Below are 20116 nucleotides of genomic sequence, written 5' to 3' on the forward strand. Positions count from 1 at the left end.
GGCAAGGGCCCCTTTCACGGGCTGTGGACACGCGCGGGCGTGACCGGGGCTGACGTTGACAGGGCGGCAGGGGGCGCATACATCCGGCGCGAAACCGGGAAAGCGCACCCGCCGCTTTTCGTGCAGGCCCCCTGATACGGCAAGCCGATCGGTGCGGGCAAGTGGGCCGTCCACCCCGCCGCCTTCCCTCCGGGACACGAGTTAGGGAACGCAATGATCGGCAATCTGGCGAAGATGATCTTCGGCACGCCCAACGATCGAAAGATCAAGGCCACGTGGCCGGCAGTGCATCGCATCAACGCGCTCGAGCCGCAGTTTCAAGCACTCTCCGACGATCAGCTGATCGCCAAGACGCGCGAATTGCAGGCCCGCGCCCAAAAGGGCGAGCCGCTGGACAACCTGCTGGTCGAGGCCTTCGCAAACTGCCGAGAGGGAGCGCGCCGCGCCCTCGGCCTGCGCGCCTTCGACACGCAGCTGCTGGGTGGCATCTTCCTGCACGAAGGCAACATCGCCGAGATGAAGACGGGCGAGGGCAAGACCCTGGTCGCGACCTTTCCGGCCTACCTGAATGCCCTTGCCGGCAAGGGCGTGCATGTCGTCACGGTCAACGACTACCTGGCCAAGCGCGACGCCGAATGGATGAGCAAGGTGTTCACCCAGCTGGGCCTGACCACCGGCGTCGTCTACCCCTTCCAGCCCGAGCCCGAAAAGCGCCAGGCCTACGCCGCCGACATCACCTACGCGACCAACAACGAGCTTGGGTTCGACTATCTGCGCGACAACATGAAGGCCTCGCTGGAGGAGATGGTCCAGCGCGACCATTTCTACGCCATCGTGGACGAGGTCGACTCGATCCTTGTGGACGAGGCGCGGACCCCGTTGATCATCTCCGGTCCGTCACAGGACCGCAGCGATCTGTATCGCACGCTCGACGCGTTCATGCCGGAAATCCGTCCCGAGCATTTCAAGATCGACGAAAAGGCCCGCAGCGCCACCCTCACCGAGGAGGGCAATGAATATTTCGAGCAACGCCTGCTGCAAGCGGGCGTGCTGCCCGAGAATCAGCGCCTGTATGACCCGGAGAGCACAACGATCGTGCACCACCTGGTCCAGGCCCTGCGCGCCCACAAGCTGTATCACCGCGACCAGCAATACATCGTCCGCGACGGCGAGGTGATGCTGATCGACGAATTTACCGGCCGCATGATGAAGGGCCGGCGCCTGTCTGACGGGTTGCACCAGGCCATCGAGGCCAAGGAAAATGTCGAGATCCAGCCCGAGAACGTGACCCTCGCCAGCGTCACCTTCCAGAACTACTTCCGCCTTTACGACAAGCTGGCCGGCATGACCGGCACCGCGGCAACCGAAGCCGAGGAATTCGCCGAGATCTACAAGCTGGGCGTGGTCGAGGTGCCAACCAACCGACCGATCCAGCGCGTGGACGAGCATGACCGCGTCTATCGCACCGCCGACGAAAAGCATGCCGCGGTGATCGAGGCGATCCGCGAGGCACATGGACGCGGCCAGCCGATGCTGGTCGGCACCACCTCAATCGAAAAGTCCGAGATGCTCTCGCGCCTGCTGACGGACGCCGGCATCCCGCACAACGTCCTGAACGCCCGCCAGCACGAGGCCGAGGCGCAGATCGTCGCCGACGCCGGCAAGCCGGGCGCCGTGACCATCGCCACCAACATGGCCGGCCGCGGCACCGACATCCAGCTGGGCGGCAACGTCGAGATGAAGGTGATGGAGGCGCTGGCCGCCGACCCCGAGGCCCACCCCGACGCGGTGCGCGCCCGGATCGAGGCCGAGCATGCCGCCGACAAGCAGGCCGTGCTGAACGCCGGCGGCCTCTTCGTGCTTGCGACCGAGCGGCACGAGAGCCGGCGCATCGACAACCAGCTGCGGGGCCGGTCCGGCCGTCAGGGCGACCCGGGACGCTCGCTGTTTTTCCTGTCGCTCGACGACGACCTGATGCGGATCTTCGGCTCCGAGCGGCTGGACAAGGTCCTCTCGACCCTCGGCATGAAGGAGGGCGAGGCGATCATCCACCCGTGGGTGAACAAGTCGCTGGAGCGCGCGCAGGCCAAGGTCGAGGGCCGTAACTTCGACATCCGCAAGCAATTGCTGAAATTCGACGACGTGATGAACGACCAGCGCAAGGCGATCTTCGCCCAGCGCCGCGAGATCATGGAATCGGGCGAGGTGTCCGAGATCGCCGCCGACATGCGCCATCAGGTCATCGACGATCTGGTTGACGAGTTCCTGCCGCCGCGCAGTTATCCCGAGCAGTGGGACGTCGAGGGTCTGAAAAAGGCCGCGATCGAGCGGCTGAACCTGGACCTGCCGATCGTGGAATGGGCTGCCGAGGACGGTGTCGATCAGGCCGCCATGCTCGAGCGGATCGAGGCCGCCTCGGATGAATATATGGCCAAGAAAGCCGAGCAGTTCGGCGGCGACACCATGCGCCAGATCGAAAAGCAGGTGCTGCTGCAACAGATCGACAGCAAGTGGCGCGAACATCTGGTGACGCTCGAACACCTGCGCAGCGTCGTCGGCTTCCGCGGTTACGCCCAGCGCGACCCGCTGTCCGAATACAAGACCGAGAGCTTTCAGCTGTTCGAGGGCCTGCTCGACAGCCTGCGCGGCGAGGTCACGACTAACCTGACCCGGATCCGCCCGCTGTCGGACGAGGAGCGGGCCGAGATGATGCGCCAGTATCAGGACCAGCTGACCGCCCAGCAGGAATCGATGCGGCCGCAGCACGAGGAGGCCGATGGTGGCGCAGCCACTGCCGCGGCCCCCGGCTTTGACGAGACCGATCCGGCGACCTGGGGTAACCCCTCGCGCAACGATCCCTGCCCCTGCGGGTCCGGCCTGAAGTTTAAACACTGCCACGGCAGCCTCGTCTGAGGCGGCTGGGCCGGCCTGACTGGCCGGCCCGTCACGTCGCTGGCCTCGGTCCCCGCCGCTTGGCCCCTGTCCTTAGTCCGGAACCAGCATGTAGCCGGTCCCACGCACCGTCTGCAGGTAGCGCGGCTCTCGCGGATCGACCTCGATCTTGCGGCGCAGGCGGGTCATCTGCACGTCGATCGCCCGCTCGCTGCTCTCGCCGACATTCTCGCGCGGGGTGCGGCCCAGATCGTCGATCAGCTCGGCCCGGCTGATCGCCTCGCCGGGGGTGGCGGCGAGGCGCGCCATCAGTGCCGCCTCGGTCTGGGTCAGGCGCACCAAGGCCTCGCCGTCCCACAGTTCGCTCTTGGTGGTGTCGAACCGCAGACCGCCCAGCGCCAGATATTTCGGTCCGCGCGCCTCGACGGCGGGCATGCGGCGCAGGATTGCGGCGATCCGCAGCAGCAACTCGCGCGGCTCGAAGGGCTTGGCGAGGTAATCGTCAGCGCCCGACTCCAGCCCGGCGATGCGATGGTCGGTATCGCCTCGCGCCGTCAGCAGCAGGATCGGGGTAGTGACATGGCGGCGCAGGTCGCGGGTCAGCGTCAAACCGTCCTCGCCCGGCATCATCACGTCCAGCACGATCATGTCGAAATCGAGCCCGGTCAGCAGCCGGCGCGCCTGCGCGGCATCGCGCGCGCAGGTGATCAGATAGCCTGACCGGCGCAGGAACCGGGTCAGCAAATCGCGGATACGTTGGTCGTCGTCGACGACCAGAATATGCGCCTCGACCTGGCCATCGGCGTCCTTCATGGCACGCGGGCCATCGACTGCCGCTCGGGCGGGTCGGCCAAGGCCTGGAACCGGCGCCGCGAGTCGGGGTCCATCATCGCCTCCAGCACCTGGCGAAAGCCGGCGACGGCTTGGGGGCCGGCCGTGCGAAACGCCTGGCGCATCCGCGCGCGCTGCGCCTCGGACAGCTTGCGCTCCAGCGCCTCGCCCTGCGCAGTCAGCACCAGCAGCCGCTCGCGCCGGTCACGGCGGCCGACGCGCACCTCGACCAGGCCGTCCTCGACCAATGCGCGCAGCACCCGGTTCAGCGACTGCTTGGTAACCCCCAGCACTTCGAGCAGCGAGGAGACCCTCAGCCCGGGTTCACGATTGATGAAGTGCAGTGCGCGATGATGGGCGCGACCGTAGTCCAGTTCTTCGAGTATCGCGTCCGGATCCGAGGTGAACGCGCGATAGGCAAAGAACATCGCCTCGATCCCGCGGCGGAGTTGATCGTCCGTCAGAAACAGCAGTGCCTCGCCGCCGCCGCCCTGTGCCGCCAGCCTCACCCGATCCTGCATTTCCGCCCTCATCTTCAATTTCTGGTATCAATATTATGGCAGCGTCGTTGACTTTCCAAGAATCAAACGATAGCTGGCAATCAGGTTCGCGCAACAATCGATCAGTCTAAAGCGATGATCCGCAACAATCGAAAAGAATGACGAGAGGATACGACATGTCGGCCCCGTTTGACGATCGTGACGGCAAGATTTGGATGGATGGGGAGATGGTGGACTGGCGCGACGCCAAAGTCCACGTTCTTACCCACGCACTGCATTATGCCTCGGCCGTTTTCGAGGGCGAGCGGTGCTATAACGGCAAGATATTCAAGTCGCGCGAGCATGCCGAGCGGCTGATCGCCAGCGCCGAGGCGCTCGACATGAAGCTGCCGTGGACCGCCGACCAGATCGTCGCCGCCAAGGAAGAAACGCTGAAGGCAAACGGGTTCGAGAATGCGTATGTCCGCGTCATCGCCTGGCGGGGCTCGGGGCCCGACATGGGCGTTGCGGCCAAGAACAACCCGGTGCGGATGGCCGTTTGCTGCTGGGAATGGGGCAACTACTACGGCGACGCCAAGTGGCAGGGCGCGAAGCTGGACATCAGCAAGTGGAAGCGGCCGAGCCCCGAGACGATCCCCAGCCATGCCAAGGCCGCCGGCCTCTACATGATCTGCACGATGTCCAAGCACGCGGCCGAGGCCAAGGGCTGCTCGGATGCGATGATGTATGACTACCGCGGCTATGTCGCCGAGGCGACCGGCGCCAACATCTTCTTCGTCAAGGACGGCGAGGTGCACACGCCGCTGGCCGACTGCTTCCTGAACGGGCTGACCCGCCAGACGGTGATCCAACTTCTGAAGGACAAGGGCGTGACGGTGCACGAGCGCCACATCATGCCGGATGAGTTGGAAAGTTTCCAGGAATGCTGGCTGACCGGCAGCGCCGCCGAGATCACCCCGGTGGGACAGATCGGCGACTGGCACTTTCAGGTCGGCCCGATGACCCGCGAGGTCAGCGACGCCTACGAGGCCCTCGTCCGCTCCTGACAGGCACAGACCGGCGCGGGTATTCTCCCCGCGCCGGAATAGCTTGGTCGCGAGCATCGCACGCTCTGCCCCCTCGCGTTCGGCCGGCAGTGCCGTTTGGTGCCGTCGCAATCAGCGGGCGGCGCGCGTTCGCGCCCCGTCAGACCTGCGTCAGCAGCCGGTCCCCACCCGAGACCTCGAACGCGCCCGGATTCGCCTCTAGGTTCAGCACCTCGACCACACCGTCGCGCACCAACGCCGAGAACCGCTTGGAGCGACCATAGAGCCCTGCTTGCGGGGCATCGAACTCCAGCCCCATCGCGCGGGTCAAGCTGCCGTCGGCATCGGCCATGACCTCGACCCCGGCAGCCTCGGCCCCGGTCTGGCGCCCCCAGGCATCCGCGACATGCGGGTCGTTCACCGTCACGCAGATGATCCGCGAAATGCCCGCATCGCGCAGCGCGCCCGAGGCCTTCACGAAGCTCGGCATATGCGCGTTCGAGCAGGTCGAGGTGAACGCTCCCGGCACCCCGAACAGCGCGACGCGTCCCGGAATCGCCGACAGATCGACGCTTTCAATTCCGTCGGCACCCTTTTTCAGCACCGTGACTTGCGGCAGCCGGTCACCCGTCTTGATCGTCATGTTGCACTTCTCCTCAAGGGTCGTGGCGTTGCATCGCCATCGGCGCGACCGTAGGCTGCCCGGCGGTTGGCTGCCAGCGGGGGATAGGGTGCAGATCACGATTGCCGGTGCGGGTCAGGCCGCAGCAGCCATGGCGGCAAAGCTGCGCGCGCTGGGTCATCAGGACGAGATCGTGGTCATCGGCAACGAACCCGCCGCGCCCTACCAGCGCCCGCCCCTGTCCAAGGCCTATCTGCTGGGCGAGATGCCGCTGGACCGACTGATGCTGCGCGGCACCGAATGGTGGGCGGATAACCGCATCACGCTGCGCACCGGCTGCCCCGTGACTGCCATCGACCCGGCTGCCCACGTCGTTGAAACCGAGGGCGGGCTGCAATCCTATGACGTGCTGGCGCTATGCCTTGGCGCGGCGCCGCGGCGCCTGCCTTCGGCGATCGGGGGCGATCTGCCCGGCGTTCATGTCGTGCGCAGCCTTGCCGATATCGACGGCCTCATCCCGTCTCTCGGTCCCGGCCGGCGTCTGGTGGTCATCGGCGGCGGCTACATCGGACTCGAGGCCGCGGCCGTCGCCCGAAAGCTGGGCCTGCAGGTCACGGTGGTCGAGGCCGGCCCACGCATTCTCGGCCGGGTCGCCTCGCAGCCAATGGCCGGGCTGATCCGCAATCTGCACATCTCGCGCGGGGTCGAGGTGATCGAGGGGGTCGGCGTCACAGCCCTTGAGGGCGAGGCGTCCGTCGCGGCCGTCCGGCTGAGCGACGGGCGCAGTCTGCCCTGCGATCTGGTCATTTGCGGCATTGGCGTGCTGCCCGAAACCGCGCTTGCCGCGGGGGCCGGGCTTGCGCTCGACAACGGCATCGCGGTGGACGCCTTGGGCCGCACCTCGGAGCCGGCGATCTGGGCTGCGGGCGATTGTGCGAGCTTTCCCCAGAATGGCGGGCGGATGCGCCTGGAAAGCGTCGGCAATGCCATCGACATGGCCGAAGCCGTCGCAGCCAACATCATGGGCGCCGGGGCGGACTACATCGCCAAGCCCTGGTTCTGGTCCGACCAGTTTGACGCCAAGCTGCAGATCACCGGCCTCGCGACCGGGGCCGACCGCGAAATCCTGCGCGGGCACGAGGCTGGCGCGGCCGAGGCCGGGGGCGCCAGCGTCTGGTCCTTTGCCGGCGACCGGCTGCTCTGCGTTGAGGCACTGAACGACCCGCGCGCCTACATGGTCGGCAAGCGGCTGATCGACGCGGGCCGCTCGGCCGACCCGGCAGCGGTCGCCGACCCCGCGACAGACATCAAGTCGCTGATGCGCTGATGTTTGGCTGCGACGTTTTTGGGGACAGCGCGGGCCAGCGGCGGACGGCCCGCTTTCGGCCGAGCGTTCGCGCATCGCAAATGGTCGCCAACTCCAAGCCTGCGACACCGCTGCGTGGGCCCGGGGCAAATCTCCCCGCGAGAGGCCGCAGCTGATGCGGATCGTCGGCGGCCGGATGCGGGGCCTCAAGCTGGCAGAGGTCGGCGCGGGCGATCCCGCCGCCCATCTGCGCCCCACCTCCGACCGGGTGCGCGAGGCGATCTTCAACCTGCTGGTCAACGGCGGGCATGGCAATCCGCTGGCCGGGGCGCGGGTCCTCGACCTGTTCGCAGGGACCGGCGCCATGGCGCTCGAGGCGCTGTCGCGCGGCGCGAGCGAGGCCACGCTGGTCGAAAGCGGTCGCGCGGCGCAGGCGCTGATCCGGCGCAACCTGACCCTCGCGCGCGCCGAGGACTGCGCCACGCTGCTGCCCCGCGACGCAACCCGCCTGCCGCCCTGCACGGGCCCCGGCTTCGACCTGGTTTTCCTCGACCCGCCCTACGCCCGTTCGATGGGCGAGGCGACGATTGGCAGCGCAGTCGCCGGTCACTGGATCGCCGACAATGCCTTGATCGTCTGGGAGGAATCGGTCGCACCTGCGATACCCGCCGCCCTGAGGCAGATCGACCAACGCCGCTATGGCGATACGCTCGTGACGCTTGCCCGATATAATCCGGCGAATGACTGATACACGGCCCCGCGCGGCCGATAGAACAACAAGCCGCCCTTGCCCTCTCCTCAACCGATCGCTTTGATGCCGCCATGCTGAACGCCACCCCACGCGATTTTCCCTTCGACGGCGTTTTCGCCATCAGCCGCAATGCCCGCACCCATGTCACCGTGGTCGAGGTCACCGTCACCGCAGAGGGCGTCACCGGCCACGGCGAGTGCGTGCCCTATGGCCGCTATGGCGAGACGGTGGGCAGCGTGCTGGCCCAGATCGCCAGCCTTCCCGAGGGCATCACTCGGGACGAGTTGCAACACCGTCTGCCGCCCGGCGCAGCGCGCAACGGCGTCGATTGCGCGCTGTGGGATTGGGAGGCAAAGCGCGCCGCGACCCCCGTCTGGCGCCTCGCGGGTCTTGCAAAGCCGGGGCCGATGCCGACCGCCTTTACCCTGTCGCTGGCCAATCCCGAGGCCATGGGCGCCAGCGCCGCTGCCCATGCCCATATGCCGCTGCTGAAGATCAAGCTGGGCGGCGAGGCGGCGGTCGATCTGGACCGGCTGCGCGCGGTTCGCGCCGGCGCCCCAGACGCGCGCCTGATTGTCGATGCGAACGAGGGTTGGGATGCCGCGACATATGCCGAACTCGGCCCGCAACTGGCCGCTCTCGGCGTCGCACTGATCGAACAGCCCCTGCCTGCGGGCGATGACGAGGCGCTGCGCCATTTGCCGCGCCCGGTGCCGCTCTGCGCCGATGAAAGCTGCCATGATCGCCCCAGCCTGCCGGGGCTGGTCGGGAAATATGACGCGGTGAACATCAAGCTGGACAAGACCGGCGGCCTGACCGAGGCGCTGGCGCTGCGGCAGGCCGCGCGGGACGCCGGCTTTGGCATCATGGTCGGCTGCATGGCCGCCTCCAGCCTTGCCATGGCGCCGGCGCTGTTGGTCGCCCAGGGCGCCGATTTCACCGACCTTGACGGCCCGCTGCTGTTGGCCGAAGACCGCGCGCACCCGGTCCGCTACGACGCCCAAGGCGCGCATCCAGCCGACCCGCAGCTTTGGGGATGACATGACACGAACCGTCTATCTGAACGGCGACTACCTGCCGGAAACCGAGGCCAAAGTCTCGATCTTTGACCGCGGTTTCATCATGGCCGATGCGGTTTACGAGGTGACCAGCGTCATCGACAGCAAGCTGGTCGATTTTGCCGGCCACATGGCGCGGCTCGAGCGTTCGCTCGGGGAACTGGGTATCGCCAAGCCGCTGACGACCGACGAATGGCTGGCGGTTCATCGCGCGTTGATCGAAAAGAACGAGATTGCCGACGGCGCTGTCTATCTGCAGGTCACCCGCGGCAATGGCGGGGATCGCGACTTCGTCTATCCGCCTTCGGACACCGCCCCGACCGTGGTCGCCTACACCTGGCAAAAGCCATTGCTCGTCGACAACCCCGATGCCCAGCGCGGCTGGACGGTGATTTCGCTGCCCGACATCCGCTGGCACCGGCGCGATATAAAGACGGTCCAGCTGCTTTATCCCAGCATGGCGAAAATGGAAGCCAAGGCCAAAGGCGCCGATGACGCTTGGCTGGTCGAGGACGGCACCGTGACCGAGGGCACCAGCAACAACGTCTATATTGTCAAGAACGGGCGCATCATCACCCGCGAGCTGTCCAAGGACATCCTGCACGGTATCACCCGCGCCGCCGTCCTGCGCTTTGCCGCCGAGGCACAGATGGAGGTTGAGGAGCGCCCCTTCACCATCGCCGAGGCGCAGGCCGCCGACGAAGCCTTCGCGACCTCGGCCTCGTCCTTCGTCATGCCGGTGGTCTCGATCGACGGCACGCCCGTCGGCACCGGCAAGCCGGGCCCCGTGGCCCGCCGCCTGCGCGAGATCTACGTCGAGGAAAGCCGCAAGGCCGCGATCTGAGCGGGGAGCGCGGCCCTCGCGCCTTAAAGGCGGCGCGGGGACGCTCCCCGAAAGACGCGCCCCGCTAAAGGCCGCTTTCCAACAGCACCGCTGTCAGGACGGGGGCGAGCCGATCGGCCCATTCCTGCTGACCGGCCGGATCCCTGATCAAGTCGTTGCGCAGCTCGATCAGCACATTGGGCCGGCCCCCCTCCAGCGCGTGGCGGTCGATGGAATCGCCCTCGAGATGGCCGCTGTAGGGCTGATTGTCGCCCGTGACCCAGCCCTGCACCCGGCAGGCGGCGATCAGCGGCAGCGCCAGCCGCTCGTCGCGGTGCGAATACAGCACTCCCACCTGCCACGGGCGTGGCGGGCGGCCGCGGAGTTGCGGGGTGAAGCTGTGAATGGCGCAGATCGCTCGGGCCGGATGACGGGATGCCAACTGGGCGTAGGCCGCGTGATAGGGGCGGTGCAGCCGCTCCAGCCGCTCGGCGGTGCCTGCCTCGTCGATATCGCGGTTCGCCGGGATCACCGTGCCGTCATAAAGGCGCATGACCAGCGTCGGGTCGTCCTCGCCCCGGTTTGGGTCGATCACCAGACGCGAGAAATCCGACAGGATCGCCGGCGCGTCCAGCCGCCCCGCCAGGGCCCGCGTCAGCCCGGCCGCGCCGACATCCAGCGCGATGTGGCGGTCCATGTCCTCGGCCGCGATTCCCAGGGACCCGCCACCAACCCAGACCGGCACGCGGTTGGTGGCATGATCGCAGGTGATCAGCCAGCGCGAGGCGCCATGCGGATTCACGATATCGTAAGGTTCGTCTGTCATATCGGGGCCGAACCTAGCCGGCCTGCGCGAAAGGCGAAAGGTGGCGTGCTGGCTGGTTGTGGGCGCCTGCCCGTGCGGGTTAGATGGCGCTGCTAGCGCAAACACAGGAAGGGCGTGTCATGCGGCGACATCGCAAGGTCAAGATCGTAGCAACCCTCGGCCCGTCATCCAGCGATTACGAGACCATCAAGACCCTGTTCGAGGCTGGCGCCGACGTCTTTCGCCTGAACATGAGCCACGGCACCCATGCCGACCAGAAGGCGCGATATGACATCATCCGCCGGATCGAGGCGGAAACCGGACGTCCGATTGCGGTCCTGGCCGATCTTCAGGGCCCAAAGCTGCGCGTCGGCACCTTCGGCAACCCCCAGACGCTGGCCGAAGGGGCGCCGTTCCGCTTTGACCTCGACCCGGCAGCCGGCGACGCGCAGCGGGTGAGCCTGCCGCACCCCGAGATTTTTGCCGCGCTCGTTCCCGGCACCGAATTGCTGGTGAACGACGGCAAGATTCGGCTGCGGGTCTTGGCCTGCGGACCCGATTTCGCCGACTGCGTGGTCACCTCGGGCGGCGTCATTTCCGACCGCAAGGGCGTGAACGTCCCCGATGTCGTCCTGCCGCTGGCGGCTCTGTCCGCCAAGGACCGCGACGATCTGGAATTCGCCTGCCAGATCGGCGCCGACTGGCTGGCGCTCAGCTTTGTCCAGCGGGCCGAGGACGTGTTCGAGGCGCGCGAGTTAGCCCAGGGCCGGGCGGCGATCCTCTCCAAGATCGAAAAACCGGCGGCGGTGCGCGCTTTTGACGCCATCCTCGCCGCCTCGGACGGAATCATGGTCGCGCGCGGTGACCTGGGTGTGGAATGCCCGGTCCATGCGGTCCCGCCGATTCAGAAGCGGTTGGTGCGCGCCTGCCGCGCGGCCGCGAAGCCCGTGATCGTTGCGACCCAGATGCTGGAGAGCATGATCGAAAGCCCGATGCCGACCCGGGCCGAGGTCAGCGATGTCGCCACCGCCATCTACGAAGGCGCGGACGCGGTCATGCTGTCGGCCGAAAGCGCCGCCGGCCGCTATCCGGTCGAGGCGGTCTCGACCATGGATTCCGTCGCCCGCAGCGTTGAATCCGACCCAACCTACCGCGAGATCATCGAAAGTTCGCGCCGGGCGGACCGCACCTCGGTCGCCGATGCAATGGTGGCTGCCGCGCGCGAGATCGCCGAGACAACCGACATCAGCGCTATCTGCGCGTTCACCCAGTCCGGCACGACCGCCAGCCTGATCGCCCGCGAACGCCCGCGGGTGCCGATCGTCGCCCTCTCCTCGGTCGACGCGGTGCTGCGCCGCCTGTGCCTGACCTGGGGAACGCATTGCGTCGCGACCCCTGCGCTGCACAGGTTCCGCGAGGCGGTCGTCGCCGCCGTCGGCGCGGCGCGCGATTACGGCTTTGCGGACGAGACCAACCAGATCGCCGTTATCGCCGGGGTGCCGTTCAACGTTGCAGGTTCCACCAACATCCTGCGCGTCGCCCCCTGTGACGAACGCTTGATCTATCGCACCGATCCCGAATAGAGGGGACCGCGTCCGGCAACCCAAAGGCTTAGACCATGACCGACCTTCTGTTGATCGCTGGCACCGCGCTATGCGCCCTGTCGGTTCTGATGGCGGCGGTTGCGGTCGCCCGGACAGAGGCGCCGCGCAGTGCCGCCGCGATGCTGGTGCTGGGGATCTTGCTGATATTCCTCGGCGCGTTCCTCTCGCCCGACCCGTTCGTGGTCCAAGACATTCCCGCCGCCTGGCGTCACCTGATGGCAGGCACGCTGTCGCTGTAACACCTTGCGATCTTTCGCGCACCCGCGTATAGGGCGCGCTTCCATCCCCGCGCTGCCGGCCGATTGGCATTGCCGAGCCGCGCGAACACGCTCTGCAAAGGAGTCGAAAATGCCGAAGATGAAGACCAAGGCCGCAGCCAAGAAGCGGTTCTCGATGACCGCCAGCGGACGCGTCAAGGCCGGCCCGGCCGGCAAGCGCCACGGCATGATCAAACGCTCGACGAAATTCATCCGCGAAGTGACCGGGACCATGCTCCTGTCCGCCGCGGACGCGAAGATCGTCAAGAAATACATGCCCTACGACCGCTGAGAGGATCTGAACCATGTCCCGCGTTAAATCCGGCAAGGTCACCCACGCCCGCCACAAGAAGGTCCTCGAGGCCGCCAAAGGCTATTACGGCAACCGTTCGCGCAACTTCCGCACCGCGACCCAGGCTGTCGACAAGGCCAACCAGTACGCGACCCGCGACCGCAAAGCCCGCAAGCGCAATTTCCGCGCGCTGTGGATCGCGCGAATCAACGCCGCCGTTCGCGCTGTCGATGCCGAGATGACCTACTCGCGCTTCATCGCCGCGCTGGCGAAGGCCGGGATCGAGGTGGACCGCAAGGTCCTCGCCGACCTCGCGGTGCACGAGCCCGATGCGTTCGGTGCGATCGTGGCCCAAGCCAAGGCCGCTGCCGGCACCGAAGCCGCGGCAGCCTGATCGGCGACCAGCAAATTCGAGGCCCCGCCACCAAGGCGGGGCCTTTTTGCATTTGTTAGGGCTCGGGGCGGAGCTGACGCAGGCCTGCAGGCGTCGCCAACGGCGGTAGCGGGCGGGCCCCCTCGGCCACGAGGAGTAGCGCTATAGCAACTAACCGCCCAGCCGACGCCAGTGCTGTCGCGCGAAAGGGCCGATGAGGCCCGTCCCGCGCTGTTCCTGCTGCAATCGCCCTCGTGGCTCCCTATCTCGCAGGGATGAACATCGCTCCGTCTCCCCTGCCGCCCCGCGTCGCCCTCGCCCGTCAGCCGCTCGGCATCCTCGGTTCGGCCCTCACGGCGCGCCGCAACGTGCTGGAACTGATCCCCGAGATCGCGACCCGCCAGCCGATCGTGTCCGGCAAGGTCGGCACGCGCTGGCACATGGTCGTGGACCCCGCCGCCCTGCGCCGCATCCTCAAGGAACGCCCCGAGGATTATCCCAAGTCGGTCGTTACCCGCGCCATTCTCGAGCCGGCCATCGGCGACAGCATGTTCGTGGCCGAGGGAGCGCATTGGCGCTGGCAGCGGCTGGCCGCGGCGCCCGCCTTTTCCGCCCGCAACGTCGAGGCCCTCGCCCCGGTCATGACCGCAGCCGCCGAGGCCGCGAGCGCACGCCTCGCCGCCGCCACCGGCCCCGTGGACATGTTCGCTGAAATGGTGACCGCGACCTTCGAGGTGATCGCCGACGTGACGCTGTCCTCGGGCGCCAGCTTTGACAGCGCGACGGTGCATGACGCTATCGAGCGCTACATCGCAGGCGCGGCCCGGATCTCGGTCCTCGACGTGATGGGTGCGCCCGGCTGGTTGCCGCGGCCCGGCCGCCTGCGCGCCGGGGCCGATCTGCGCCGCACCCGGGCCCTGGCCGACCGCGCCATCGCCGCCCGTGCGGCTAGCGGCCCACGCACCCCGCCGGACCTACTGGACCTGCTGCGCGAGGGCCGCGATGCCGAAACCGGGCGCGCTATGAACCCGGGCGAGTTGCGCGACAATCTGCTGACCTTCATCGTCGCGGGGCACGAGACGACTGCACTGACCCTGGCCTGGTCCTTGTGGCTTACCGCCTTCGACCCGGCGGTGCAGGCGCGGGCAGCGGCCGAGGCGCAGACCGCCCTCGGACCGCGCGCTGCGACCGCCGCTGATCTGCCCGCTCTGCCCTACATCCAGGCCATCGTGCAGGAGGCGTTGCGTCTTTATCCGCCGGCGGCGTTCCTGTCGCGCACCGCCCGCGCGCCCGACACACTGTGCGGGCGCACTGTGGCGCCGGGCGAGACGGTGATGCTGCCGATCTATGCGCTGCACCGCCACCACCTGCTGTGGGACCGGCCCGACGCCTTCGACCCCGCGCGTTTTGGCCCCGGCGCGACGCCCCCCGACCGTTTTGCCTTCCTGCCCTTCGGCGCGGGCCCGCGGATCTGCATCGGCGCCAACTTTGCCCTGCAAGAGGCCGCGATCATCCTGGCCACCCTGCTGGCGCGCTTTAACCTTGCGACGATCCCCGGCCGCCGGCCCCAGCCACGCATGATCCTGACCCTGCGCCCCCACGGCGGATGCTGGCTGAGCGTGACCCCACGTCGCTGACCTGCAACGAAAAATTCATCTGCGGTTCGGCAAAAAAGCGGATGGTCCTCTGCGGCACCCCTCGCCTCGCGGCCCGGGCCGCGTTATCCCTTGCGCATGCCAATCCTCACACGCATTCGCCAAGAATCGCCGCTGCTGTCCCTGGCCCTGACCTGGCTGGCGCTGCAATCCTACGCCGCGCCCACCTCGGGCGTCGCGGGGCTGGCCATGTTCATCTGGCTGTTCATCGTGATGATCTGGGGCGCGGGCGGCGTTCTGCACCACGCCGAGGCGGTGGCCGAGCGCCTGGGCGAGCCGCTGGGCACCCTGGTGCTGACCCTCGCCGTTGTCGGCATCGAGGTGGCGCTGATCGCCTCGGTCATGCTGACGGGCGAGAGCAAGCCGACCCTCGCGCGCGATACAATGTTCGCCGTCGTGATGATCGTCCTGAACCTGCTGACCGGCATCTCGCTGCTGCTGGGCGCGCTGAAATTCGGCGAGCAGAACTACAACCTTGCCGGCGCGCGCGCCTTTTTGTCGCTGATGCTGCCGCTGGCGATCTTTTCGATGATCCTGCCTGCCTACACCACTTCGCACCGGACACCGACCTTCTCCAGCTTTCAGGCGCTGTTCTTTTCGATCGTGACGATCGTCCTCTATGGCCTGTTCCTGCTGATGCAGACCGTGCGTCACCGCGGCTATTTCACCGAACCGGAGGAGCCCAAGGTCGAGGAGCACGGCCACGCCCAATACGCCACCTGGGTGCACGCGCTGCTGATGCTCGCGACTCTCGTGCCGATCGTGCTGCTGTCCAAGACGCTGGCCAAGTTCGTTGACCTCGGCCTCGATTCTCTCGGCCTGCCGGCGGCCTTGGGCGGCGTTCTGATCGCCATGATCGTGCTGATCCCCGAGGGCTCGAGCGCGGTCAAGGCGGCGCTGCGCAACCGGCTGCAGCGCGCGATCAACCTCTGCCTCGGGGCGGCACTGTCGACAATCGGCCTGACCGTGCCGGTGGCGCTGGGGATCGGCGCCTGGCTGGGGCAGGACGTCGTTCTGGGCCTGTCGCCGGTCAACCAGATCCTGCTCGCGACCTCGCTGATGACGGCAATCCTGACCTTTGGCACCGCGCGCACGAATGTGCTGCACGGCGCGGTCCATATCGTCATGTTCCTGGCCTATCTGGCGCTGATCTTCGCCCCTTGATGCCCTTTCCGCCGGGGCGCCCGGCGTGTAAACCCGGCCCCGCATGACAGCGAGGCCGCGATGACCGATACCGACACCCTGCGCACCGATTGGCTGGCCCGCGTCGCCGAGGCCGCCGACGCGCCTGCGCTGGAGGCCGTGCGCCTCGCCGCCCTCGGCAAGAAGGGCGAGATCAGCGGCCTGATGAAGGAACTGGGGCGAATGACCCCCGAGGAACGGCAGTCCCGCGGCGCCGCCCTGAACCAGCTGCGTGACGAGGTCGACGCCGCCCTGCGCGCCCGCAAGCTGGGGCTGGAGGACGCCGCCCTCGACGCACGCCTGTCGGGCGAGTGGCTGGACGTGACCCTGCCCGGCCGTCCCCGCCCGCGCGGCACCATCCACCCTGTCAGCCAGGTGACCGAGGAGGTCATCGCGATCTTCGCTGACATGGGCTTCGCCGTCGCCGAGGGTCCGCAGGTCGAAAGTGACTGGTACAACTTCGACGCGCTGAACATCCCGCCCGAGCATCCCGCCCGGCAGGAGCATGACACCTTCTTCATGGCCCGCGCGGAAGGCGACAACCGCCCGCCCCACGTCCTGCGCACCCACACCAGCCCCGTCCAGATCCGCGCTTTGCAGGAGCGCGGAACGCCCGTACGCGTGATCGCCCCCGGCCGCGTCTACCGCATGGACATGGACCAGACCCACACACCGATGTTCCACCAGGTCGAGGGCATGGCCATCGATCGCGACATCTCGATGGCGCAGCTGAAATGGACGCTGGAGGAATTCTGCCGCGCCTTCTTCGAGGTGCCATCGGTCGAACTGCGCTTCCGCGCCTCGCATTTCCCCTTTACCGAGCCCTCCGCCGAGGTCGATATCCGCTGCTCATGGGAGGGCGGCCAGCTGAAACTGGGCGAGGGCGACAGCTGGCTGGAAATCCTCGGCAGCGGGATGATGCACCCGAAGGTGCTGGAGGCGGCCGGGGTTGATCCGACGCAGTGGCAGGGGTTTGCCTTCGGGATGGGCATCGACCGGATTGCGATGCTGAAATATGGAATCCCGGATTTGCGGGCGTTTTTCGAGAGCGACCTGCGGTGGCTGCGGCATTACGGGTTTGCGGCGGGGGATGTGCCGGCGGTGAGTGGCGGGTTGAGTAGCTGATCGGCGTGCAATAGTCCGCCGTCGACGTGCGGAACGCGCACGGGTGTTTACATCTTGTTAACGGATGGGCTTTATGATTAGGAGTCGTGCTTTTGACGAGGGTGAACCGATGACGCAACTTTCCAGTGCTATCCGAACGGTGGTTTTCCAGACGGAGTGTGGGACCTACGTCGCGCAATGCCTCGACCACGATATCTGTGTGCAAGCTCCTACGGAGCAGCTTCTCAAAGATCGCCTTCTTACCGTTTTACTGGCGGAAGGTGACAACTTAGCACATATTGGGGCAGCGCCAGAAGAGTTCCACAAAATGTGGGAATCACCTGAGCTTCGTCTTGAATCTTTAGCCGCTGCTTGAGGTCTTATGTCTGCTCCCTTCGCTCCGTCGCCCAAGTTAGAGGCGTACATCGAATGGGCATTGGGACAAGGATGTCGGGTCGAGGACGGTGTGGTGGGCGTGGACCATGTGCGTCGGATCACCGCTTCGACCGGATCGAGCGTGACTCTGCCAGACTATGGACCTGAGCCCCTATGTCACCAGACGGTGGCGTACATCGACAGGCGGTTGGGATTAAACAGCCCCTTTCCGAAGACCCCAGACGAGTACTGAGTTTATTCTGAATGAAATTCACCGTCTCCTGGCTCCGTGATCATCTAGACTCCACCGCTGCGCTCTCTGAAATCACCGACGCCCTCACCGACCTCGGCCTCGAGGTCGAGGGCGTCACCGATCCCGCCGCCAAGCTCACCCCCTTCACCGTCGCGCGGATCGAGCATGCCGAGCAACATCCTGACGCCGACCGCCTCCGTGTCTGCCGCGTCATGACCGACGAGGGCGAAAAGCAGATCGTTTGCGGGGCGCCGAATGCGCGCGCCGGGATCACGGTCGTTCTAGCCAAGCCCGGCGACTATGTCCCCGGCATCGATACCACCCTCGGCATCGGCAAGATCCGCGGCGTCGAGAGCCACGGCATGATGGCCTCTGAGCGCGAGCTGGAGCTGTCGGAGGAGCATGAGGGCATCATCGAGCTGCCCTCGGGCGAGGTCGGGCAGAAATTCGTGGACTGGCTGGCGCAGAACGCGCCCGAAAAGATCGACCCGGTGATCGAGATCAAGGTCACGCCTAACCGGCCCGACGCGCTCGGCATCCGCGGCATTGCCCGCGACCTCGCGGCGCGGGGCCTCGGCACGCTGCGGCCGGAAAAGACGTCGGCAATCGAGGGCACCTTCGACAGCCCGATAAAGGTCATCATCGATCCGGCCGTGGCCACCCAGAACCCGGTCTTTGCCGGGCGCGTCATCCGCGGCGTCACGAACGGCCCCTCGCCCGAATGGCTGCAGCGGCGGCTGAAGGCGATCGGGCTGCGGCCGATCAGCACGCTGGTGGACATCACCAACCTCTTCACCTTCGATCTGAACCGGCCGCTGCACGTCTTTGATGCCGACAAGGTCGCGGGCGACCTGCATGTGCGCCCGGCGCGGGCGGGGGAAAGCATCCTCGCGCTCGACGACAAGACCTATGCTCTGCCCGAGGGCATGATAATCATCGCGGATGACAGCGGCCCCGAGAGCATCGCCGGGATCATGGGCGGCGCAGCCTCGGGCGTGTCAGCCGACACGGTGAACGTGTTCCTGGAAAGCGCCTATTGGGACCCTATCACCATTGCCGCCAACGGTCGCCGGCTGAAGATCAACAGCGATGCCCGCTATCGGTTCGAGCGCGGGGTTGATCCGGCCTTCACCATTCCGGGACTCGATCTGGCGACGCAGATGATCCTCGATCTGTGCGGCGGCACGGCCTCGCATGCCGTGACCGCTGGCGCGCTGCCGGACACCGCGCGTGCCTACCGGCTCGACCCGGCACGGACCCAGCGACTGGTGGGGATGGACATCCCGGAGGCCGATCAGCGCCGCACGCTGGAGGCGCTGGGCTTTCGCATGGACGGCGACATGGCGCAGGTGCCGAGCTGGCGCCCCGACGTTCAGGGCGAGGCTGACCTGGTCGAGGAAATCGCGCGCATCGCGAGCTTGACCCGCCTCAAGGGCGTGCCGTTGCCGCGTCCGGCGCCCGGCGTTCCGGCCCCGGTCCTGACCGCGCAGCAGCAGCGCGAGGGCGCGGCCCGGCGCATGGCGGCAGCGCTCGGCTATAACGAATGCGTCAGCTATAGCTTCATCGACGGCGCCGCGGCCGCCCTGTTCGGTGGCGGCAGCGAGGCCGTGCGGCTGGAAAACCCGATCAGCAGCGAGATGACGCATCTGCGGCCCGACCTGCTGCCCGGCCTCCTCGCGGCGGCGGCGCGCAACCAGGCGCGCGGGTTCATGGACCTCGCCCTGTTCGAGCTTGGCCCGGTCTTTGCCGGCGGCGAGCCGGGCGAGCAGGCCGTGCATCTGACCGGGCTGCTGGTTGGCGCGGCGGCGCCGCGCGATCCCTACAACTCGCAGCGGCCGGTGGATGTCTATGACGCCAAGGCCGATGTCGAGGCGATCCTGTCGACCATCGGCGCGCCCGCGCGCACCCAGATCGACCGCCGCCTCGACGGCTGGTGGCATCCGGGCCGCGCCGGCAACATGGGTCTGGGCAAGACCCGCCTCGCCAGCTTTGGCGAGGTTCATCCGCGCGTTGTGAAGGCGATGGGGATCAAGGGTCCCGCGGTCGCCTTTACCATCCACATCGCCAATGTGCCGCTGCCCAAGACCAAAACCCCGACCCGGCCGCCGCTGGCGAGTTCGGACCTTCAGGCGGTCGAGCGGGACTTCGCCTTCGTGGTCGACCCGCAAGTCGAGGCACTGGCGATCGTCAATGCCGCCCAGGGCGCGGACAAGGCGCTGATCGAAAGCGTGCGGGTGTTCGACCAGTTCACCGGCCTCGCGGACGGGCGCAAGTCGGTCGCGATCACCGCGCGCCTTCAGCCGCGCGACAAGACACTGACCGAGGCCGAGATCGAGGCGGTGGCCGCGAAGATCGTCGAAAAGGTCGCCAAGGCCACGGGTGGCGCGCTGCGGTCATAGCCGCGCGCC

General features: G+C 67.2%; 19 protein-coding genes. 15 read left to right on the plus strand and 4 right to left on the minus strand.

What is annotated here, in order from left to right; all coding sequences use genetic code 11:
* The first annotated feature begins 213 nt into the window (after positions 1 to 213).
* Positions 214 to 2913, plus strand: a complete 2700-nt coding sequence (gene secA / locus DRW48_RS01485) for a preprotein translocase subunit SecA (protein ID WP_114074866.1) — start codon at positions 214 to 216, stop codon at positions 2911 to 2913.
* A 72-nt stretch (positions 2914 to 2985) separates the two neighbouring features.
* Here the strand turns inward: secA and DRW48_RS01490 are convergent, their stop codons facing one another.
* Positions 2986 to 3705 carry a response regulator gene (locus DRW48_RS01490; RefSeq protein WP_114074867.1) on the minus strand — a complete coding sequence of 240 codons (720 nt, stop codon included), beginning with the start codon at positions 3703 to 3705 and terminating at the stop codon, positions 2986 to 2988.
* Positions 3702 to 4244, minus strand: a complete 543-nt coding sequence (locus tag DRW48_RS01495; protein ID WP_114074868.1) for a MarR family winged helix-turn-helix transcriptional regulator — start codon at positions 4242 to 4244, stop codon at positions 3702 to 3704. The genes DRW48_RS01490 and DRW48_RS01495 overlap by 4 nt, the downstream gene beginning before the upstream one ends.
* Positions 4245 to 4399: 155 nt before the next feature.
* Between DRW48_RS01495 and DRW48_RS01500 the strand changes: the two genes are divergently transcribed.
* On the plus strand, positions 4400 to 5269 hold the full coding sequence (locus DRW48_RS01500; RefSeq protein ID WP_114074869.1) for a branched-chain amino acid aminotransferase: 870 nt from the start codon (positions 4400 to 4402) through the stop codon (positions 5267 to 5269).
* 139 nt (positions 5270 to 5408) lie between these two features.
* Here DRW48_RS01500 and DRW48_RS01505 read toward each other — a convergent pair whose 3' ends face one another.
* Complete coding sequence (locus tag DRW48_RS01505) at positions 5409 to 5891, minus strand: peroxiredoxin (protein WP_114074870.1); 483 nt, start codon at positions 5889 to 5891, stop codon at positions 5409 to 5411.
* A 130-nt stretch (positions 5892 to 6021) separates the two neighbouring features.
* Between DRW48_RS01505 and DRW48_RS01510 the strand changes: the two genes are divergently transcribed.
* The 4 genes from DRW48_RS01510 to DRW48_RS01525 all read left to right on the plus strand — a co-directional run bounded on the left by DRW48_RS01510 (position 6022) and on the right by DRW48_RS01525 (position 9829).
* A complete protein-coding gene (locus DRW48_RS01510; RefSeq protein ID WP_241963426.1) occupies positions 6022 to 7197 on the plus strand; it encodes an NAD(P)/FAD-dependent oxidoreductase in 1176 nt (391 codons plus the stop codon).
* A 154-nt stretch (positions 7198 to 7351) separates the two neighbouring features.
* The gene (gene rsmD, locus DRW48_RS01515; RefSeq protein ID WP_114074872.1) at positions 7352 to 7924 is read left to right on the plus strand and encodes a 16S rRNA (guanine(966)-N(2))-methyltransferase RsmD; all 573 of its coding nucleotides are present in this window, start codon (positions 7352 to 7354) and stop codon (positions 7922 to 7924) included.
* A gap of 74 nt (positions 7925 to 7998) precedes the next feature.
* Positions 7999 to 8967: an N-acetyl-D-Glu racemase DgcA gene (gene dgcA / locus DRW48_RS01520; protein WP_114074873.1), complete on the plus strand. Its 969-nt coding sequence runs from the start codon at positions 7999 to 8001 to the stop codon at positions 8965 to 8967.
* 1 nt (position 8968) lies between these two features.
* Positions 8969 to 9829, plus strand: coding sequence for a D-amino-acid transaminase (locus tag DRW48_RS01525; protein WP_114074874.1), 861 nt, complete (start codon positions 8969 to 8971; stop codon positions 9827 to 9829).
* A 64-nt stretch (positions 9830 to 9893) separates the two neighbouring features.
* Here DRW48_RS01525 and DRW48_RS01530 read toward each other — a convergent pair whose 3' ends face one another.
* Complete coding sequence (locus tag DRW48_RS01530; protein WP_114074875.1) at positions 9894 to 10634, minus strand: N-formylglutamate amidohydrolase; 741 nt, start codon at positions 10632 to 10634, stop codon at positions 9894 to 9896.
* A 119-nt stretch (positions 10635 to 10753) separates the two neighbouring features.
* Here DRW48_RS01530 and pyk point away from each other — a divergent pair, with 119 nt between their 5' ends.
* From pyk to pheT, 9 genes are all read left to right on the plus strand, one after another.
* Positions 10754 to 12196 (plus strand): pyruvate kinase, encoded by a 1443-nt coding sequence (pyk, locus tag DRW48_RS01535; protein WP_114074876.1) that lies wholly within the window; start codon positions 10754 to 10756, stop codon positions 12194 to 12196.
* 35 nt (positions 12197 to 12231) lie between these two features.
* Positions 12232 to 12456: a hypothetical protein gene (locus tag DRW48_RS01540; protein ID WP_114074877.1), complete on the plus strand. Its 225-nt coding sequence runs from the start codon at positions 12232 to 12234 to the stop codon at positions 12454 to 12456.
* A gap of 109 nt (positions 12457 to 12565) precedes the next feature.
* Positions 12566 to 12766 (plus strand): 50S ribosomal protein L35, encoded by a 201-nt coding sequence (rpmI, locus tag DRW48_RS01545; RefSeq protein ID WP_114074878.1) that lies wholly within the window; start codon positions 12566 to 12568, stop codon positions 12764 to 12766.
* A 13-nt stretch (positions 12767 to 12779) separates the two neighbouring features.
* A complete protein-coding gene (gene rplT / locus DRW48_RS01550; protein WP_114074879.1) occupies positions 12780 to 13160 on the plus strand; it encodes a 50S ribosomal protein L20 in 381 nt (126 codons plus the stop codon).
* A 254-nt stretch (positions 13161 to 13414) separates the two neighbouring features.
* Positions 13415 to 14776 carry a cytochrome P450 gene (locus tag DRW48_RS01555; protein ID WP_114074880.1) on the plus strand — a complete coding sequence of 454 codons (1362 nt, stop codon included), beginning with the start codon at positions 13415 to 13417 and terminating at the stop codon, positions 14774 to 14776.
* A 96-nt stretch (positions 14777 to 14872) separates the two neighbouring features.
* Complete coding sequence (locus tag DRW48_RS01560; RefSeq protein ID WP_114074881.1) at positions 14873 to 15958, plus strand: calcium:cation antiporter; 1086 nt, start codon at positions 14873 to 14875, stop codon at positions 15956 to 15958.
* 60 nt (positions 15959 to 16018) lie between these two features.
* A complete protein-coding gene (gene pheS / locus DRW48_RS01565; RefSeq protein WP_114074882.1) occupies positions 16019 to 17101 on the plus strand; it encodes a phenylalanine--tRNA ligase subunit alpha in 1083 nt (360 codons plus the stop codon).
* 109 nt (positions 17102 to 17210) lie between these two features.
* Positions 17211 to 17456 (plus strand): hypothetical protein, encoded by a 246-nt coding sequence (locus DRW48_RS15830; protein ID WP_162784657.1) that lies wholly within the window; start codon positions 17211 to 17213, stop codon positions 17454 to 17456.
* 263 nt (positions 17457 to 17719) lie between these two features.
* A complete protein-coding gene (gene pheT / locus DRW48_RS01570; protein WP_114074883.1) occupies positions 17720 to 20107 on the plus strand; it encodes a phenylalanine--tRNA ligase subunit beta in 2388 nt (795 codons plus the stop codon).
* Positions 20108 to 20116: the final 9 nt, after the last annotated feature.

This window comes from Paracoccus suum, assembly GCF_003324675.1.
Classification (GTDB): Bacteria; Pseudomonadota; Alphaproteobacteria; order Rhodobacterales; family Rhodobacteraceae; genus Paracoccus; species Paracoccus suum.

Excerpts from the sequence above, each read along its gene's own strand:
- secA (WP_114074866.1), top strand. The coding sequence starts at position 214 with ATGATCGGCAATCTGGCGAAGATGATCTTCGGCACGCCCAACGATCGA.
- DRW48_RS01490 (WP_114074867.1), bottom strand. The coding sequence starts at position 3,705 with ATGAAGGACGCCGATGGCCAGGTCGAGGCGCATATTCTGGTCGTCGAC.
- DRW48_RS01495 (WP_114074868.1), bottom strand. The coding sequence starts at position 4,244 with ATGCAGGATCGGGTGAGGCTGGCGGCACAGGGCGGCGGCGGCGAGGCA.
- DRW48_RS01500 (WP_114074869.1), top strand. The coding sequence starts at position 4,400 with ATGTCGGCCCCGTTTGACGATCGTGACGGCAAGATTTGGATGGATGGG.
- DRW48_RS01505 (WP_114074870.1), bottom strand. The coding sequence starts at position 5,891 with ATGACGATCAAGACGGGTGACCGGCTGCCGCAAGTCACGGTGCTGAAA.
- DRW48_RS01510 (WP_241963426.1), top strand. The coding sequence starts at position 6,022 with ATGGCGGCAAAGCTGCGCGCGCTGGGTCATCAGGACGAGATCGTGGTC.
- rsmD (WP_114074872.1), top strand. The coding sequence starts at position 7,352 with ATGCGGATCGTCGGCGGCCGGATGCGGGGCCTCAAGCTGGCAGAGGTC.
- dgcA (WP_114074873.1), top strand. The coding sequence starts at position 7,999 with ATGCTGAACGCCACCCCACGCGATTTTCCCTTCGACGGCGTTTTCGCC.
- DRW48_RS01525 (WP_114074874.1), top strand. The coding sequence starts at position 8,969 with ATGACACGAACCGTCTATCTGAACGGCGACTACCTGCCGGAAACCGAG.
- DRW48_RS01530 (WP_114074875.1), bottom strand. The coding sequence starts at position 10,634 with ATGACAGACGAACCTTACGATATCGTGAATCCGCATGGCGCCTCGCGC.
- pyk (WP_114074876.1), top strand. The coding sequence starts at position 10,754 with ATGCGGCGACATCGCAAGGTCAAGATCGTAGCAACCCTCGGCCCGTCA.
- DRW48_RS01540 (WP_114074877.1), top strand. The coding sequence starts at position 12,232 with ATGACCGACCTTCTGTTGATCGCTGGCACCGCGCTATGCGCCCTGTCG.
- rpmI (WP_114074878.1), top strand. The coding sequence starts at position 12,566 with ATGCCGAAGATGAAGACCAAGGCCGCAGCCAAGAAGCGGTTCTCGATG.
- rplT (WP_114074879.1), top strand. The coding sequence starts at position 12,780 with ATGTCCCGCGTTAAATCCGGCAAGGTCACCCACGCCCGCCACAAGAAG.
- DRW48_RS01555 (WP_114074880.1), top strand. The coding sequence starts at position 13,415 with ATGAACATCGCTCCGTCTCCCCTGCCGCCCCGCGTCGCCCTCGCCCGT.
- DRW48_RS01560 (WP_114074881.1), top strand. The coding sequence starts at position 14,873 with ATGCCAATCCTCACACGCATTCGCCAAGAATCGCCGCTGCTGTCCCTG.
- pheS (WP_114074882.1), top strand. The coding sequence starts at position 16,019 with ATGACCGATACCGACACCCTGCGCACCGATTGGCTGGCCCGCGTCGCC.
- DRW48_RS15830 (WP_162784657.1), top strand. The coding sequence starts at position 17,211 with ATGACGCAACTTTCCAGTGCTATCCGAACGGTGGTTTTCCAGACGGAG.
- pheT (WP_114074883.1), top strand. The coding sequence starts at position 17,720 with ATGAAATTCACCGTCTCCTGGCTCCGTGATCATCTAGACTCCACCGCT.